Source organism: Coleofasciculus sp. (assembly GCF_046539235.1).
Taxonomy (GTDB): domain Bacteria; phylum Cyanobacteriota; class Cyanobacteriia; order Cyanobacteriales; family Coleofasciculaceae; genus Coleofasciculus.
The window spans coordinates 1-14,556 of sequence record NZ_JBKHHI010000142.1 but is presented as its reverse complement, the minus strand read 5'-3'; the positions used below and the strand labels follow the sequence as shown (position 1 = coordinate 14,556).

Below are 14,556 nucleotides of genomic sequence, written 5' to 3'. Positions count from 1 at the left end.
ACGGACAAAAATAATGTCAGCAGCTATTGGGCATGTCATCTTCTAAACCTGATAAATAGTCGGACAAAAGAAAACGGCACTGTATGAAGTTTTCTTTTGTCCGACTACTTAAAATGGTGGAATAGGTTGTAGCGTGGGTCTATGTTAGGAGACCCAACAAAATCTAGGGCTAAAGCCCTAACTACGAACCTAATTCTTAACCTTGAACAGACCCTAACTAATTGCAAGCAATCTAGTTAGGGATTCTCCCCTGCTGTTACCACGAAGAGCCGCTGTTCTCGGTGAATACCAGGAACTTCTGCCTTGGCATTCCTCCTCGCCATTTCTGAATCGGAGTTAAGACTAAAAAAGCCTTATGAACGCACTAAGATTTTTACCCAGTAGATGCGTTATTGTAACAAATAGTCTCTACTGGAACCTTATAATCTTAAGTTTTCTAGGTTCTACCTGTAGGTCGTGCCGAACAAATAAATGCCGCCGTACCTGTTAGTATTATAGCAAAATTATTAATGTTTCGCTAACCCCATCTAAATCTTGTGATTTTAGATGGGGACTGCGCTCAACCGTTGTTCAAAAATTCAGCCGACAACATTAGGGTGTGTTGGCTTCAGCGCGGTCCTGCATGGTTTCTTGCAAGTGTTTACCTTTCTCGCGCTGCTGGGCTGTTGATTCTCGGCTTTTTTCTTGAGTCGGGGTATTAGCAGAGGGTGCTTCGACTTCTTCTTCTGCACGGTTGAGCATGTTTTGTTTCAATTGTTCGTCGGCGAGACGTTCTTCAGTTGCAATTTTCCGTGCTTGGTCTTGGGTATTCATAATTTTATTCTCCATATTCTTTACACTGCAATGGTTATCGGAGTTTTTTGCTAGTTCGGATCAGGTCTGGGTATGATCCGAGACAAGCATCCGAGCCTATCCTCTTTGGTATCAAGATTTCGGATGACAAATCGTCCCCCAAAAGAGAGAAGTTCTTGTGATGTGGCAACAGAGATACATGACGAATTTAAACAATGTCACATTGTTCCAACTTAGCCGCCATAACTTCAGCATGACGCCACCAGTTGTAATAGCCTCCCACCCAGCGACGGGATGGTAGATGTCCGGCTGGAGATTTGAGATTAAATTGATAGGCTGTATCCGGAACATAAGGATTGTGAACCGACCAACCCACGCGATCGCATAAACTAGGATAATCGGCTTCAACCTCTTGATAGATGCGGTTTTGCACTGTCAAGCCAAAATGGTGTTTACTGTATTTCACCCATAGTTGATCCAAAGTACGCAAATCTTCACAGGGTAATTCTTGAATATCATTCAACTTCAGATAATAACCTGGGAATTTGCCACAGGCTTGACCCAATATCATCCAGGTTTCTTCATCCGCTTTTTGCCATTTATGTGTAGCCAAAAGTTGCTTTAACCGCTGATAGTCAATTCCCACTTCTGAGGTGAGACTATTTCGTTTAGTTTTGTGGGTTTTGGGTGGCCAAAGGTTGATAAAATGAGTGCCTACGGGAGGAGAGATAGCAGTTGTCAAATCCGTGATCACCTGATCAGCCGATTGATAGCGTTGTTTGAGGCTAGAATGAGTTAACTGATCCAGGATTTTCCCTAGGCGATCGCTAATCTGGGTTCCAGGGGGTAAGAAATCTCGCCACACCCACGCTTCGTTAAATGTATCATACAGGTCAAAGGGGGAGACCTGAGTCATTAGATAAAGGCAGGTTACTCCCACACTATACAGATCACTTGCCCAAAATGCTTTACCTTTGAGTTGTTCGGGAGCCATATATTCCGGGCTACCAATAATTGTACCCGTTTGCAGTAAGGCGGTATCCGTCAGCAATTTGGCAACGCCAAAATCAATTAATACTAATTTCCCGTCATATTGGCGGCGGATAATATTGGCGGGTTTGATATCTCGATGCAGTACACGATGGGAATGAATATAGCGAATCAAGGGTAATAGTTCTCGCAATAATTCCCAAATTTGCTCTTCGTTGTAATGTCCCTGTTGATTTAACTCCTCACTCAGGGTGACTCCCGGAATAAAGTCTTGAATTAAATAAAGTTGTTGATTCTGTTCAAAATGTGCCAGAAGTGTTGGGATTTGCGGATGGTTGCCTAACTCATTTAAACGGATTGCCTCTTGTTGAAACAGTTCTTTGGCTTTTGGGAAGGTTTCTGGATCGTAATTTTCCAGATAAAGTTGTTTAATCACACAATAGGGTTGACTGGGAATATCTTCGTCAACTGCCAAAAATGTTCTGCCGAATCCACCGCTACCCAGGGGGCGTAGAGGGCGATAGCATTCTTTTAGCCGTAGCATTTCCCCACAGGTTTGACAAAATTGAGCGGAATCGGGATTTTCTGGCGTAAGACATCCCGGTTTAATACAATAAGTCATAAGTTATCATTAAATCCGGGTCAACTACTCCATCTTCCTGATCTTCCTCATCTCCCTCATCTTTCCTATCTCCCAGACGTAGCATGAGGAGTCTCTACAAGCTCCCCCATCTTCCCTATCTCCCCATTTCCTAATTATTGGGAGACAATCTGAATTCCATGACTGGCAAACTTTGTCACCCAAAATCCTAAATCTGGAGCGGGAATTTCTGACTGAACCTGTTGTAAAATGGCTTGGGCGTGTTCCTGAGACTCACACAGGGCAAATACCGTAGGTCCTGAACCGGACATCATTGTACCTAATGCACCGTTATTTTCAAAGGCTTGCCGCAGTCGTAAGACTTGGGGATAGTTAGGAAGTACAACTTGCTCCAAATCGTTGTATAGCATTTGACCAATTTTGGCGACATTTTTATTTAAAATTGCTTGAACCATTGAACCCGAATGCACAGGAGTGGGGAGCTTTATCGTTTCAGTTATTATCGATTTATCTACTCCCTCAGAACGCCCATAGGTATTGCTAAACTGAGACCGATAGGTTTGATATGCCCAAGCGGTAGAAACGGCTAAACTTTGATGTTTGGCTAACACCACATAGAACGAATCCAGACTGGGTAAAGGATCAAGTTCTTCACCTCGCCCCGTTGCGATCGCGGTTCCCCCAGCTAGACAAAAGGGTACGTCTGAACCCAGTTTCGCAGCTAACTCTTGTAATTCTGGCTGCGTGAGTCCCAGTTGCCAGAGCATATTCAATCCTACCAAAGCGGCGGCGGCATTGGTTGACCCTCCCGCCAATCCAGCCGCGACGGGAATATTCTTGTTAATTGTGACTTCCACACCGCCAAACTGCGCCCAAGAATCAGGAAACTGTTGACTCATCAACTCCACAGCCCGGTAAGCTAGATTGGTTTTGTCTGTTGGGACTTGCGGATGATCGCAGTGAACTTGAATGGCTTGAGTCCCAATAGCGCGGATGTTAACCTGATCAGCGAGTTCAATGCTTTGCAGGATCATCGCCAGTTCATGATACCCATCGGCGCGATCGCCTAGTATTTCTAGATACAGATTAATTTTGGCAGGGGCGATTAGGGAATAGGAACGCATGGGAATGATGAGTTATGAATTATGAATTACAAATTACTATTAAATCGATCACTCGTGCAGCTTGTTAGAAATAATCTATCAGTCAATTCCCTGCTCCCCCTGCTCCCCCTTCTATCCCATTTAAGCGATTGGCAAGAGTAACCCATTGGCTTACGCTCAAGTCTTCAGCACGGGCTTGGGGATGACTGTCTACCTGTTCGAGTAATTGGTTAATTTTATCGCGATCGCACAGGGATTTGAGGTTATTTCGCAACATTTTCCGCTTACTGGCAAAACCCAGCTTGACTAGGGTTTCTAGCTGTTGGGGGTTATCGGCTGAGGGGTCTACAATTCGGGGACGCAAGCGGACAACGGCGGAGTCAACTTTTGGCGGTGGGGAAAAAGCTTTGGCGGGGACATCACAGATCCAGTCACAGTCTGCCAGATATTGTACCCGCACCGATAATGCACCAAATGCCTTAGAACCCGGTTTCGCACATAATCGTTGTGCCACTTCTTTTTGCACCAAGAGTACAATTAACTCAAAAGCGGGATCAATGGGTTGGGCGATGGTTCCCAGCAGCGTTTGCAAAATCGGTCCAGTAATGTTGTAGGGGATATTAGCAACGACTTTATTCGGATACTGGAAATGAGGAAAGGCGGCGAGATGTTCGGCTAAGTTCAGGGATAAAATGTCACCTTGTAAGAGTAAAAAATTCTCGTTTTGACCTAAACTTTTGACCAAACGTTGGCACAAGTCCCTGTCAATCTCAACCGCCACCACTGACTCTACCTCTGCTAAGAGTCGCCGCGTCAGCACACCCGTTCCCGGACCAATCTCCAGCAGGCGATCGCGTGGCTGCAACTTGGCGGCTGTTATGATTTGATTCAGGGCTTTTTCACTACGCAACCAATGTTGAGCGAATTGTTTATGGGCTTTGGGTGTCATTAGCTTACTAATTATGAATAAGGGCGGGTTTTATTGTTCAGTTGTTGGTAACTTGCTAGATTGAATCCCTAAACCCTCCCCTACAAGGTTAAAAAATATTTCAGCCTCTGTTGGTTCTCCGCGATGTAATCTTGGGCAAACATCGTTAGATTAGCAATATTTTCCGGACTGGCGTTGTCGATCTCAAAATTCATAATATCGGGTTGGAGACGGATGTAGCGCTGAAAGTTAGGATTATCTAAGTCCTGAGAACTCAGGATCTGCCGAGTAATGTAATCGTGAATATCAGAAGAGGCATCAAATAATACATCAATCAGGCGTCCTTTCCATCCCCATTGTGCCAATCCCCAACCACCTTGATAAGGGAAAATTCTTGCCCCCTTCTCTTGATAGAGCCTGATAATCTCTTGGCTTTTGCGTCCCGTGGCGATAGCTGAGGCGAGGATTGAACCGGTAGACGTTCCGGCAATCAAATCGAAATATTGGTTCAAAGGTTGGTTGAGAATTCGTTCAACTTCTGCTAAGATAACGGCTGAGATAATGCCGCGAATGCCTCCACCATCTAGGCTTAAAATTCGATAGGTCACTTTTAAATGTCTCCCCAACTCTCGTTTAAGTGTAACTTATATTACAGTTTCTAGAAAAGCGTTTAGGTAATCAATAAATAGAGAAAGTGGGCAAAAGTTGGAATAGGGTATTTTTTTGTGTCACATTTATAACTTATAGAGCATGTCCCAATCAGGCATGAAATCCTAGGCTAGTTGCTAATGACACAAAAAACACTCGAACCACTTTCCTACTGTTTCCCGTTTCCTGTTCCCAGTTTCCTATTTAGCATTTAAGGGAACCATTCTATCCCGATTGACCCTTTACTGGACAATACTTATGTCAGACCTGTATGTTACTTGGTCAGAATACCATAAAAAAATTGAACACCTAGCTGTCAAGATTTATCAAGCCAACTGGGAATTTAACCAAATTGTCTGCATTGCTAAAGGAGGACTGCGGGTGGGGGATATCCTCTGCCGAATTTATAGTAAACCCTTAGCGATTCTTTCCGCATCGTCTTATGGGGGTTCCCAAAACCGTGTTCGAGGTGACATCACCTTTTCCCACCATCTAACGATGACAACGGAAACCCTGGGGAATCGCGTGCTGCTGGTGGATGATTTAGTGGATTCTGGCGTTAGCCTACGGGAATCGATGAATTGGCTAGAGCAACGGTATGGGAATGAACTGGAGGAGATTCGCACGGCGGTTCTGTGGTACAAAGCTCACTCCCTGATCACCCCGGATTATTACATGGACTATTTACCCGACAATCCCTGGATTCATCAACCCTTTGAACCTTATGAACAGATCAGTCCAGATGAATTAGCCGCAAGCTATTTAGTCACGGAAACCTAAGTATTTGTACTTATCAGGTTGCACAGATTTTTAAACCTTATGTCTAAAGAAAGACGTTTGTAGAAGGCAACTTTGAGTATGGTGAGTTAATTAGGACTTATCACTACACAATTAGTATGTCAGACCCACAAACAACGAACCCCATCGCCGAGGCAAAGGAAAACGTAGCTGAGGCAGTTCCTACCCCACCACCCCAACAGATGCCAGAGTCGAGCGCTCAAGCCCTCAAATCGCGCCTACAATGGGGTGAACCGGCTTTGACAATTTTGGATGTTCGCGATCGCGCTGCATTTAACCAAGGTCGGATCACGGGGGCGATTCCGATGCCGATGGCAGAACTCACGGATCGCGCCACAGCCAGTCTCGAACCGCAACGTGAGATCTACGTCTACGGTGACAATGATCAACAAAGCAATCAAGCCGCATCCCAACTGCGGGAAGCCGGTTTTGAATCTGTATCTGTTCTCAAAGGTGGATTAACGGCTTGGAAAGCAATTTCTGGTCCAACAGATGGTCCGGCTGAGCAACTTTAATTGGGTTTTGATATAACTTCAAACGTTATCGACATTGCCGCGAGTTGGCTAGTATCAACCGGGCTAATTCCTTGAGTCGCTGAGACAGAATAGTCACGGCTTAGGGTTAAATCAGATAGCAATTCTTCAATTACCTCAATTGGCGCAGGAAGTACCACAGGTTCACTATCCAAATTCCGGCGCTTGGCGATAGTTTGTAAAGCTTTTAAAGCATTTCGTACAGGCGTAACGCTAGCAATAATTAGAACCTCGGTTACACCCAGAGGTTTTTGGGTTTGCAGGTGAAACGTATCTCGACTCGGGTTGGGAATTAACAGCGTTTCACCTGCTTTCACTTGTGCCGCATCATCTATCACCGCCCATTGATGGGGAAACAAAAGGGTTATCTCCCCTGTAGCATCAATGACCCGTCTTTTAAAACCCTTGCAAGTACCGCCAGCCCCTCTCCCAAGCTTGATACTGCTGGCGAATCAGGGGTCAGACCCCTCACCCCCATCACTGTGCTGCTCTATTCCTTCACGTCCATTCATGGTTCACGTTGAGAGGAACCCATCAGCTTGCGCCCTCTAGGGGGTAATCTATGCGTTATCCGCATCTTGCTTGAACTACCTGAAAGCATTGTTTCACAATGGTGTCTTGACATCATTGATTCATCATAAATTAGCCGAAAAAGACTGGCTACCGAGGGAACACTATGTGGATGCTGCTTACGTTGATTCCTATCAATTAGTGGAAAGTCATCAAGCTCATCAAGTTGAGCTTATTGGTCCGGCGGCGGTGGATGTAAGCTGGCAGTCTAAGTTAAATACAGGATTTGATGTGTCGGCGTTTTTCATTGATTGGGATAAAAAAATTGCTCAATGTCCCCAAGGACGCTTAAGTCGCTCATGGCGGATTGAATATGATAAAAGTAAGCATCCTGTAATCCAAGTGGAATTTGACCGTCAACACTGTACAATTTGTCCAGAAAGAAGTCGTTGTACAAAAAGCGTGAAAGCACCCAGAAAACTGAAATTGCGACCTCGTGATGAGTATGAATCACTTAAAGCTCGTCGCCAGGAGCAAAAAACTAAAGAGTTCAAGAAAAAGTATGGATGTCGTGCCGGAATTGAAGGGACAATTTCTCAAGGTGTACGGAAATTAGATTTACGACGAACTCGATATTCCGGGCTGGCTAAAACGCATTTACAGCATATTGCTACAGCTCGCTGCTCTGAATTTAGCTCGTTTTTTTGCTCAGTCAAATGGCTTGTTAAAAGCTCAAACTCGGATAAGTTCATTTGCCCGCCTACGCAGGCAGTACGCTTAATCAATCTTAGCTATTTTGAAGAAATAGATTATATCTATATATTTATCAATGCCGAGAGAGGAACGCAATTTATACGCCTCAATTTGAGGGTTGTTTAGATGCGTCCTAAACTGAAGTATTTGCGTACAAATATACTCAATCCAGCATTACGCTTTATGCCGTAATAGTTTTAGCGTTCATCCCCAAACATACATAAGTAGCCCACCGCTTGGTATTCGCGATCGCGCTATTATTGGTAACCGACATTCACAGCGAGTTAAATTAACAATATATCAAGGTTTTTACAGCCAAATCGTTGTCAGGCTCCCCATATTGTTCCCTACCCATTCCCAATTTAAATGCGTGACACCTTACCTTAATTAATGCCTCATTCTAGAGCGCCAGTAAGCGTAATCCCAGCTATAACGCAAAACGGTCATTCTGGTACTCATTCTCAACGGAAAATCAGGCTCTTTACTATTAGTGGACCGACGCAAAGAGAGCGCAAGCTGACGGGTTCCTCTCAGCGTGAACCATGAATGGACGTGAAGGAATAGAGCCGCGGGGTGAGGGGTCTGACCCCTGATTCGCCAGCAGTATCCCTAAGGGTGGAGTGATCAAAATCAGTGAATCAAAGCACCCAAAAATGTGCTGTAATTAAGTCAACAGTTGTGCTGCTGCCATGAAACCAGAAAGAGAAATAGATTTAGAGCGTCTGCCACAATTGCCCAGCTCAGAACTGGTGAAGATAGTCGTGCAGCAGCAACTAGTAATAGAGCAGTTAAAGCAAGAAGTCGTTCGCCTCAAAGCCAGCCTTCAAAAAGACAGTACAACCTCCTCAAAGCCCCCCTCAACTGACCTGCTCAAAAAACCGGAAAAACCGAAAAGCGATGCCAAAGACAAGTCCCAACCCAAAAGGAAACCAGGAGGGCAACCGGGTCATCAGGGAAAGACCCGTAAAGGCTTTAAACGAGTAGACCGATATGAAATCCTTAAGCCTCAAAAATGTATTGATTGTGGCAGTGTAGAATTTATCGAAACCCCAGTAGCTATACAGAGGCAACAAGTAGCCCAATTGGTAGAGCGTCCAATAGAGGTAGTAGAATACCAGCGACACAGTTGTACTTGTGCCAGGTGTGGTCAAACCCAAACGGCTTGCTGGCCAGAAGATATTGTACCAGGTCTTGACTTGAGTGTGAGACTACAAGCCTTTTTGGTGTGGTTAGGAAATTATGGTCATCTTTCATATGAAAAGCAGCAAGAACTGCTCAAGGAACTGGGTGGAGTGGAGATTGGAGTTGGAACTCTGGTGGCGACCAACGCGAGAATGGCGGATGCTATCAAGAACAGCGTTGAACAATTACGGGAATGGGTCAAGAAACAACCCGCTGTACATGTAGATGAATCCCAAAGCACAGCAATGGTGGTATTTTCTTGAGCATCCTCAGATCCCACCGGACAATAACCTGGCTGAACGTTCTTTACGTTTAGCCGTGACCAAGGGTAAAGTCAGTGGCGGGTCACGTTCGATGGCACGATTTCAACAAACGGCTGACTTACTCACCGTCATACAGACTTGTAGACGACAGGGACGCTCGGTTCTGGAGTTTTTCCAACAAGCCTTAAGGGCTGAGGTCGAGTTAGTTCAATCGACTTGTTCCCTTTTACCCGAACCAATTCCTTGAATGACTTACATTGTCAATGACAGGTTGATGAATTACTTGGCTCTACTTTTAGGTCAATCGCTTTGTCGTTAGGTGAAAAGTGCCAGAAGTAGCCTGGGCGCACTCGCCGATATGACTTGAGTCCCTTTCAAAGTTATTTAATCACGGCGAGCGCCCCCAGGCTGATTAATAAGCTAAACACAGACCTGAATCCTTACGTGTCTATGTCCCCTTTAAGGGAAATTCCGGTCAAATAGAAGTAGTTTTGACAGGGAATTCAGATCAAGTAACCTCATGGAAATATACGGTGCAATGTCCTCAGTAGGTTGACAGAACCCTGCACTCCTGTTATTACTCGGTGGCTCCGGCTGCTTTCAGAATCCCCACGACTTCCGGATACCCATTAAATTCAGCAATCATCATCGCCGTATAGCCCCCTCGATTTTTGAGGGTGACATCTGCACCTGCGTCTAATAAACATTTCACGGCGGGGATATAACCCCGATGGGCTGCCCACATTAAGGCTGTCGCCCCGGCGCTATCTCGCTGATTCACATCAACCCCGGCTGCTAATAATGAGCGTATTAGTTCACTATCCCCTTGATCAGCCACCTTCATTAACAGGGTTTTCCCTTTTATATCGGTCAGATTGGCATTTGCCCCGGCTTGGAGTAAAACTTTAACCGTTTTGGGATATCCCTGAGATAAGGCAAGGGTGAGTGGGGTTTCGCCTTGGTTGGTGGCATTCACGTCAGCGCCGTGTTGCAACAGCGCGATCGCAATGTCTGTGTGACCATGTAAAGCGGCTAGCATCAGTGGGGTGTCACCGAGTTTATTTTTCAGGTCTACGTTAGCATGACACTGGAGTAACTTCTCCACAACCGCCGTATGCCCTTCTACAGAGGCTAAATGTAAGGCTGTCTCCCCATCCGCATCCTGGAGATTAATCTCTGCCCCCGCCTCCAGTAATACCCGCGCAATGTCACAATGACCCCCGGCTGCTGCCGCCATTAGCGCCGTTCCCCCCCTGGGATTGTGGTGATTTACATCCGCACCCGCCGCGACTAAAGCCTGAACCACCAACGTATGTCCTTGATCCGCCGCTAACGTCAGCGCCGTTTCACCATCCTCATCTTGCCAATTGACATCAGCACCATGGGCCAACAATGACTGAATAATGGATAGATAGCCTAACTCCGCCGCCTGGATGAGTGCGGTTCTGCCATCAACGTTGCGAGTATTGGCATCAAACCCACCCTCCAGCAATCGGTTCACCATCTGAGTATGACCCTCACTCGCCGCTAGCAGCAATGCCTCTGAACTGAGTGTGCCATCTGCCCCGGCTGCGAGTAAAATGTTGACGATTTGGATATGACCACTTTCCGCCGCTAGCTTCAGGGCATTATCGTTATCTTTATCTTGGATATTGACATCAGCACCTGCATCTAATAACCGTTGCACCAGTGTGAGATGACCTTTATGTGCCGCTACCATCAGCGCCGTGCTACCATCTTCATTCTTGGCGTTAACATCAGCACCTGCGGCGATTAGCGTTTCCACTGCATCCACCTGATTCGCGGCGACGGCTAGCATGAGTGCGGTTAACCTGTACCGTTTTCGCGGCAGGTTAACACTAGCACCTGCGGCAATTAGCGATCGCACGATTTCGGTATAACCCCGTTGAGCGGCTATCATCAATGCTGTTGTGCCATCGCCATCAGTTGCATCGATATTCACCCCCTGACTCAGTAGGGCTTGGATTTGGGTCAAGTTACCATTTTGGGCGGCTTTCAGCAGTAAGCCATCAGTTTTTTGGATCATCACTGTTGTCTAATTGCAGGGGAAATCTACCTCTTGGGAGGGAAGCCAGTTTCGTGATCAGACTTTAGACGAAACCGCAGCTATGCTATGTTAACTTTTGTCACTATATTAAAACTGCTCCAATAAGCTTATGAACTTCGACATCCCAGAACCGATTAAAGTTTACTCCCAATTCTTTCACCCTATAGTGATGTGGCTGCTGCTGGCAACTGCTATTTATGCCCTGTATCTGGGGATCAAAATTCAACAGACGAGAACGGCAGAAGGTGAACTCCGAAAAGAGCTAGTCAAGGGCAAATATAATATCAAACACCATCAAATTGGTTCAATCCTGTTAGCCGTTATGGTGATTAGCACCGTTGGGGCAATGGCAGTGACGTACATCAACAACGGCAAGTTGTTTTTCGGTCCCCACTTGCTGGTTGGCTTAAGTATGACTACCCTAATTGCCATGTCGGCGTCTCTGACACCCTTTATGCAAAAAGGGCATAATTGGGCACGTTATAGCCATATCGCTCTAAATGCGGCGCTTTTAGGACTGTTTGGCTGGCAAGCGGTGACGGGAATGCAGATTGTGCAGAAGATTATCAGCAAAATGTAATATCGCAAAAGGCTCCAGCGCACAAGGGAAGGAACAAGGGAATGATAACTCTTTAGGCAGACATGACATGATATGACCCCTCCCTAGCCCTCCTGACAGGTGTAGGTTTTTTATTTAAGGGTGGAGACTAGACTTGGGGACAAGGAAGGAAAGAAGACAAGGGGGAAAAACCGTACAGAATTCGGTTCGGTCAAACTAACTTCTAACTTATAAAAGCCGAAACGCCCTATTTTTGGTTCTCACTCTTCCTTGTCTACGGTCGCTGAGCGAAGTCGAAGTGATGGTCTACCTGTCTACCTTGTCTTACCTGAACCCCAATCTTAAAAAACCTACCCTTGTGAGCCCTAGCCCTCCCCTGCAAGGGGAGGGAAGGGGACTATATTTTTTATGATGAAACAAGGAACCTTTGAGAATACCCTGTTGCCTAACTCATGACCAATTCCTTCGATCATACAGAAGCCTGGTATCCCGTTCATTACTTGGAGGATTTAGATCACTCCCAACCCACCCAATTTACGCTGCTGGGTCGAGATTTAGTGATTTGGTGGGACAAGGTTGCCGATTGCTGGCGTGTTTTTGACGATCAATGCCCTCATCGACTCGCGCCTCTGTCAGAAGGTAGGATCGCTGAAGATGGACTGCTGGAATGTCCTTATCATGGTTGGGCATTCACCGGAGAAGGAAAGTGCGATCGCATTCCGCAACAAACCGAAGACAGTAGCGCCCAAACCTCGCAACGCGCCTGTGTTAAAGCCTTACCCACGACTGAACGTCAAGGTCTATTATTCGTTTACCCCGGTAACCCAGAAAAGGCGCCCAATGTCAAGGTTCCTATCGTTGAACCCTTAAAGGATTCCCCAGAGGGATGGGTTTGTATCGATACGTTTCGGGACTTGCCCTACGATGCGTTGACGTTATGGGAAAACGTGTTAGATGTAAGCCACGTTCCCTTTACCCATCATCGTTCGGTGAGCGATCGCGCCTACGCCAGTCCAGTTGAGCTAGAGGTTACCGAATCCGGTAAACAGGGGTTTAAAGGGGTTTGGGAACAAGGACCCCGTAAAGGAACCCTAGGACGCCAAGACACCACATTTATTGCCCCCACATTAATGTGGCATGACCTCACCTCCAAACAATTTGGCAGAACCATGACAGTCGTGTATGCAACGCCGATTCGCAAGGGAGAATGTCGCCTATTTGCTCGCTTTCCCTTTAAATTTGCCTCCAAACTCCCCGGCTTCTTGATTAAACTCACGCCTCGCTGGTATTCTCACATTGGGCAGAATGGGGTTTTGGAAGATGACCAAATTTTTCTCCATTATCAGGAACGTTACCTTGATGCCAAAGGCGGGAGTTCCAAGTTCAGCAAAGCGTTTTACCTACCCACAAAAGCCGATCAGTTTGTGTTTGAGTTGCGCCAGTGGGTGAATCAGTACAATGCAGACCCATTCCCAGACCAAGCCTTACCTCCCCGATTATCACCGGAGACTTTACTAGACCGCTATCACTCTCATACGGTTAAGTGTAAAAGTTGCAACACTGCCTTGGTGAGAATTCGGCAGATTCGGAGAGGTGTTGCGGTTGTAGGGGCAATGGCTTGGGCGATTATCCCATTACTGGCACTATTTTTTGACAAAACAGCAACAATAGCCGCCATTATCTCTACTGGAGTCGCGTTAATTGCTGGCTTCGGCTGGTTCGGATTGGGTAGGCTGGAACGGCGGTTCTACGAAGGGCGAACGGTTCCACCACGGAATCTTCCTTAGCAGAGGGGTAGGGGAGATAGGGAAGCTGGGGGAGATGGGGGAGCTGGGGGAGAGTAGGGGCGGGTTTAGGGACTAATATTGGTTGTTATCCTTAGCTTGGCTGCAAAACCCGCCCTGTGTGTAGGGGCGGGTTTTACCATTAAGATTTGCTTGTCACCCTGATATAACTAAACCCGCCCCGATTAGAGTGCTTTTCGGGAAGCGAGTATAACAAATGACAAATGACGTAGCTTGCTTCTCGCTTGCGCGAGTATGACAAATGACAAATGACCGATAATATACTGATAAGCAAATTGTCGCTCAATGAATTAGTCGAACCTGTGAGGAAAAAGAGTTGATTAGCCCAATCATCTGTTTTGTTCTGGCATTTGTCCTCGCTTCCTTCGTGGAGTATTGGATGCATCGCTTGATGCACGCGAATGCCCGCATTGGTGAACGTCACCGGGATCATCATCGCCGCAATGAAGGACAGGGGGTGCTGTGGGAGTTCCGGGATTATGTGCGGGGTAGCTTTATTGTTATGTGCCTCTTATTTTTCTATTCATGGCAAGTTGGACTCGGTTGGTTTCTGGGTGGACTTTTTTATGCTGCCTTTTCTGCCTATGCTCATCAGCTACAGCACGAAAATCCAACGAAGTGTTTCTGGATGAAAATGCCGGTTCACTATGTCCACCACAAATATCAAATGTGGCATCACAATTTTGGTTTAGCGGTCGATTGGTGGGATCGGATTTTCGGAACGTATAAGTCTGTGGAATGGCTAACTGATGAGGAATTGATGCAACCTGAACGTGGTTATTTACAACTGCGCTGGCGGTGAATTATGGATGGGGGAGCTGAGGTGAGGGGGTGAGGGGGTGAGGTAAGAAACGATCATAGTTAAACCTTGCCCTACACATTGATCGGGGCGGGTTTAGTTGAATCTAGGTAAGGTCAAAAACGATAGTAGTGAAACCCGCCCCTACACACTATTTTCTTGGGTTTAGTGGAATTTTTACAATAAATTCGGTGCCTTGTCCCGGAGTCGAAATGCAACAAATG

13 protein-coding genes and 1 pseudogene are annotated in these 14,556 nt (G+C 46.3%); 7 read left to right on the top strand and 7 right to left on the bottom strand.

Annotated elements, in window-relative coordinates:
- Positions 1-591: 591 nt before the first annotated feature.
- The 5 genes from ACLFWI_RS14545 to ACLFWI_RS14525 all read right to left on the bottom strand — a co-directional run bounded on the left by ACLFWI_RS14545 (position 592) and on the right by ACLFWI_RS14525 (position 5,022).
- The gene (locus ACLFWI_RS14545; protein ID WP_446413509.1) at positions 592-813 is read right to left on the bottom strand and encodes a hypothetical protein; all 222 of its coding nucleotides are present in this window, start codon (positions 811-813) and stop codon (positions 592-594) included.
- Positions 814-1,000: 187 nt separating this feature from the next.
- Positions 1,001-2,404 carry a protein kinase domain-containing protein gene (locus tag ACLFWI_RS14540; protein ID WP_446413508.1) on the bottom strand — a complete coding sequence of 468 codons (1,404 nt, stop codon included), beginning with the start codon at positions 2,402-2,404 and terminating at the stop codon, positions 1,001-1,003.
- A gap of 134 nt (positions 2,405-2,538) precedes the next feature.
- Positions 2,539-3,507, bottom strand: coding sequence for a 4-(cytidine 5'-diphospho)-2-C-methyl-D-erythritol kinase (ispE, locus tag ACLFWI_RS14535; protein WP_446413507.1), 969 nt, complete (start codon positions 3,505-3,507; stop codon positions 2,539-2,541).
- A gap of 82 nt (positions 3,508-3,589) precedes the next feature.
- On the bottom strand, positions 3,590-4,435 hold the full coding sequence (gene rsmA / locus ACLFWI_RS14530) for a 16S rRNA (adenine(1518)-N(6)/adenine(1519)-N(6))-dimethyltransferase RsmA (RefSeq protein WP_446413506.1): 846 nt from the start codon (positions 4,433-4,435) through the stop codon (positions 3,590-3,592).
- Positions 4,436-4,515: 80 nt separating this feature from the next.
- Positions 4,516-5,022, bottom strand: a complete 507-nt coding sequence (locus tag ACLFWI_RS14525) for a patatin-like phospholipase family protein (RefSeq protein WP_446413505.1) — start codon at positions 5,020-5,022, stop codon at positions 4,516-4,518.
- A gap of 298 nt (positions 5,023-5,320) precedes the next feature.
- Between ACLFWI_RS14525 and ACLFWI_RS14520 the strand changes: the two genes are divergently transcribed.
- Both ACLFWI_RS14520 and ACLFWI_RS14515 read left to right on the top strand, forming a co-directional pair.
- On the top strand, positions 5,321-5,842 hold the full coding sequence (locus ACLFWI_RS14520) for a phosphoribosyltransferase (protein ID WP_446413504.1): 522 nt from the start codon (positions 5,321-5,323) through the stop codon (positions 5,840-5,842).
- A gap of 116 nt (positions 5,843-5,958) precedes the next feature.
- On the top strand, positions 5,959-6,375 hold the full coding sequence (locus tag ACLFWI_RS14515) for a rhodanese-like domain-containing protein (RefSeq protein WP_446413503.1): 417 nt from the start codon (positions 5,959-5,961) through the stop codon (positions 6,373-6,375).
- On the opposite strand, the gene ACLFWI_RS14510 is transcribed toward ACLFWI_RS14515, so the two are convergent.
- A complete protein-coding gene (locus ACLFWI_RS14510; RefSeq protein WP_446413510.1) occupies positions 6,372-6,779 on the bottom strand; it encodes a DUF4384 domain-containing protein in 408 nt (135 codons plus the stop codon). The genes ACLFWI_RS14515 and ACLFWI_RS14510 overlap by 4 nt on opposite strands.
- A 232-nt stretch (positions 6,780-7,011) precedes the next feature.
- Here ACLFWI_RS14510 and ACLFWI_RS14505 point away from each other — a divergent pair, with 232 nt between their 5' ends.
- Both ACLFWI_RS14505 and ACLFWI_RS14500 read left to right on the top strand, forming a co-directional pair.
- Complete coding sequence (locus tag ACLFWI_RS14505; RefSeq protein ID WP_446413502.1) at positions 7,012-7,782, top strand: transposase; 771 nt, start codon at positions 7,012-7,014, stop codon at positions 7,780-7,782.
- A 563-nt stretch (positions 7,783-8,345) separates the two neighbouring features.
- Positions 8,346-9,348: pseudogene (locus ACLFWI_RS14500) on the top strand (IS66 family transposase).
- A gap of 330 nt (positions 9,349-9,678) precedes the next feature.
- On the opposite strand, the gene ACLFWI_RS14495 reads toward ACLFWI_RS14500, so the two are convergent.
- Positions 9,679-11,148, bottom strand: a complete 1,470-nt coding sequence (locus tag ACLFWI_RS14495; RefSeq protein WP_446413501.1) for an ankyrin repeat domain-containing protein — start codon at positions 11,146-11,148, stop codon at positions 9,679-9,681.
- A 130-nt stretch (positions 11,149-11,278) separates the two neighbouring features.
- On the opposite strand from ACLFWI_RS14495, the gene ACLFWI_RS14490 reads away from it, so the two are divergent.
- The 3 genes from ACLFWI_RS14490 to ACLFWI_RS14480 all read left to right on the top strand — a co-directional run bounded on the left by ACLFWI_RS14490 (position 11,279) and on the right by ACLFWI_RS14480 (position 14,335).
- Positions 11,279-11,749 (top strand): DUF4079 domain-containing protein, encoded by a 471-nt coding sequence (locus ACLFWI_RS14490; protein ID WP_446407447.1) that lies wholly within the window; start codon positions 11,279-11,281, stop codon positions 11,747-11,749.
- A gap of 431 nt (positions 11,750-12,180) precedes the next feature.
- Positions 12,181-13,515 carry an aromatic ring-hydroxylating dioxygenase subunit alpha gene (locus ACLFWI_RS14485; protein WP_446413500.1) on the top strand — a complete coding sequence of 445 codons (1,335 nt, stop codon included), beginning with the start codon at positions 12,181-12,183 and terminating at the stop codon, positions 13,513-13,515.
- Between the two features lie 334 nt (positions 13,516-13,849).
- On the top strand, positions 13,850-14,335 hold the full coding sequence (locus ACLFWI_RS14480) for a sterol desaturase family protein (RefSeq protein WP_446413499.1): 486 nt from the start codon (positions 13,850-13,852) through the stop codon (positions 14,333-14,335).
- The last annotated feature ends 221 nt before the right edge of the window (positions 14,336-14,556 follow it).

Excerpts from the sequence above, each read along its gene's own strand:
- ACLFWI_RS14545 (WP_446413509.1), bottom strand. The coding sequence starts at position 813 with ATGAATACCCAAGACCAAGCACGGAAAATTGCAACTGAAGAACGTCTC.
- ACLFWI_RS14540 (WP_446413508.1), bottom strand. The coding sequence starts at position 2,404 with ATGACTTATTGTATTAAACCGGGATGTCTTACGCCAGAAAATCCCGAT.
- ispE (WP_446413507.1), bottom strand. The coding sequence starts at position 3,507 with ATGCGTTCCTATTCCCTAATCGCCCCTGCCAAAATTAATCTGTATCTA.
- rsmA (WP_446413506.1), bottom strand. The coding sequence starts at position 4,435 with ATGACACCCAAAGCCCATAAACAATTCGCTCAACATTGGTTGCGTAGT.
- ACLFWI_RS14520 (WP_446413504.1), top strand. The coding sequence starts at position 5,321 with ATGTCAGACCTGTATGTTACTTGGTCAGAATACCATAAAAAAATTGAA.
- ACLFWI_RS14515 (WP_446413503.1), top strand. The coding sequence starts at position 5,959 with ATGTCAGACCCACAAACAACGAACCCCATCGCCGAGGCAAAGGAAAAC.
- ACLFWI_RS14495 (WP_446413501.1), bottom strand. The coding sequence starts at position 11,148 with ATGATCCAAAAAACTGATGGCTTACTGCTGAAAGCCGCCCAAAATGGT.
- ACLFWI_RS14490 (WP_446407447.1), top strand. The coding sequence starts at position 11,279 with ATGAACTTCGACATCCCAGAACCGATTAAAGTTTACTCCCAATTCTTT.
- ACLFWI_RS14485 (WP_446413500.1), top strand. The coding sequence starts at position 12,181 with ATGACCAATTCCTTCGATCATACAGAAGCCTGGTATCCCGTTCATTAC.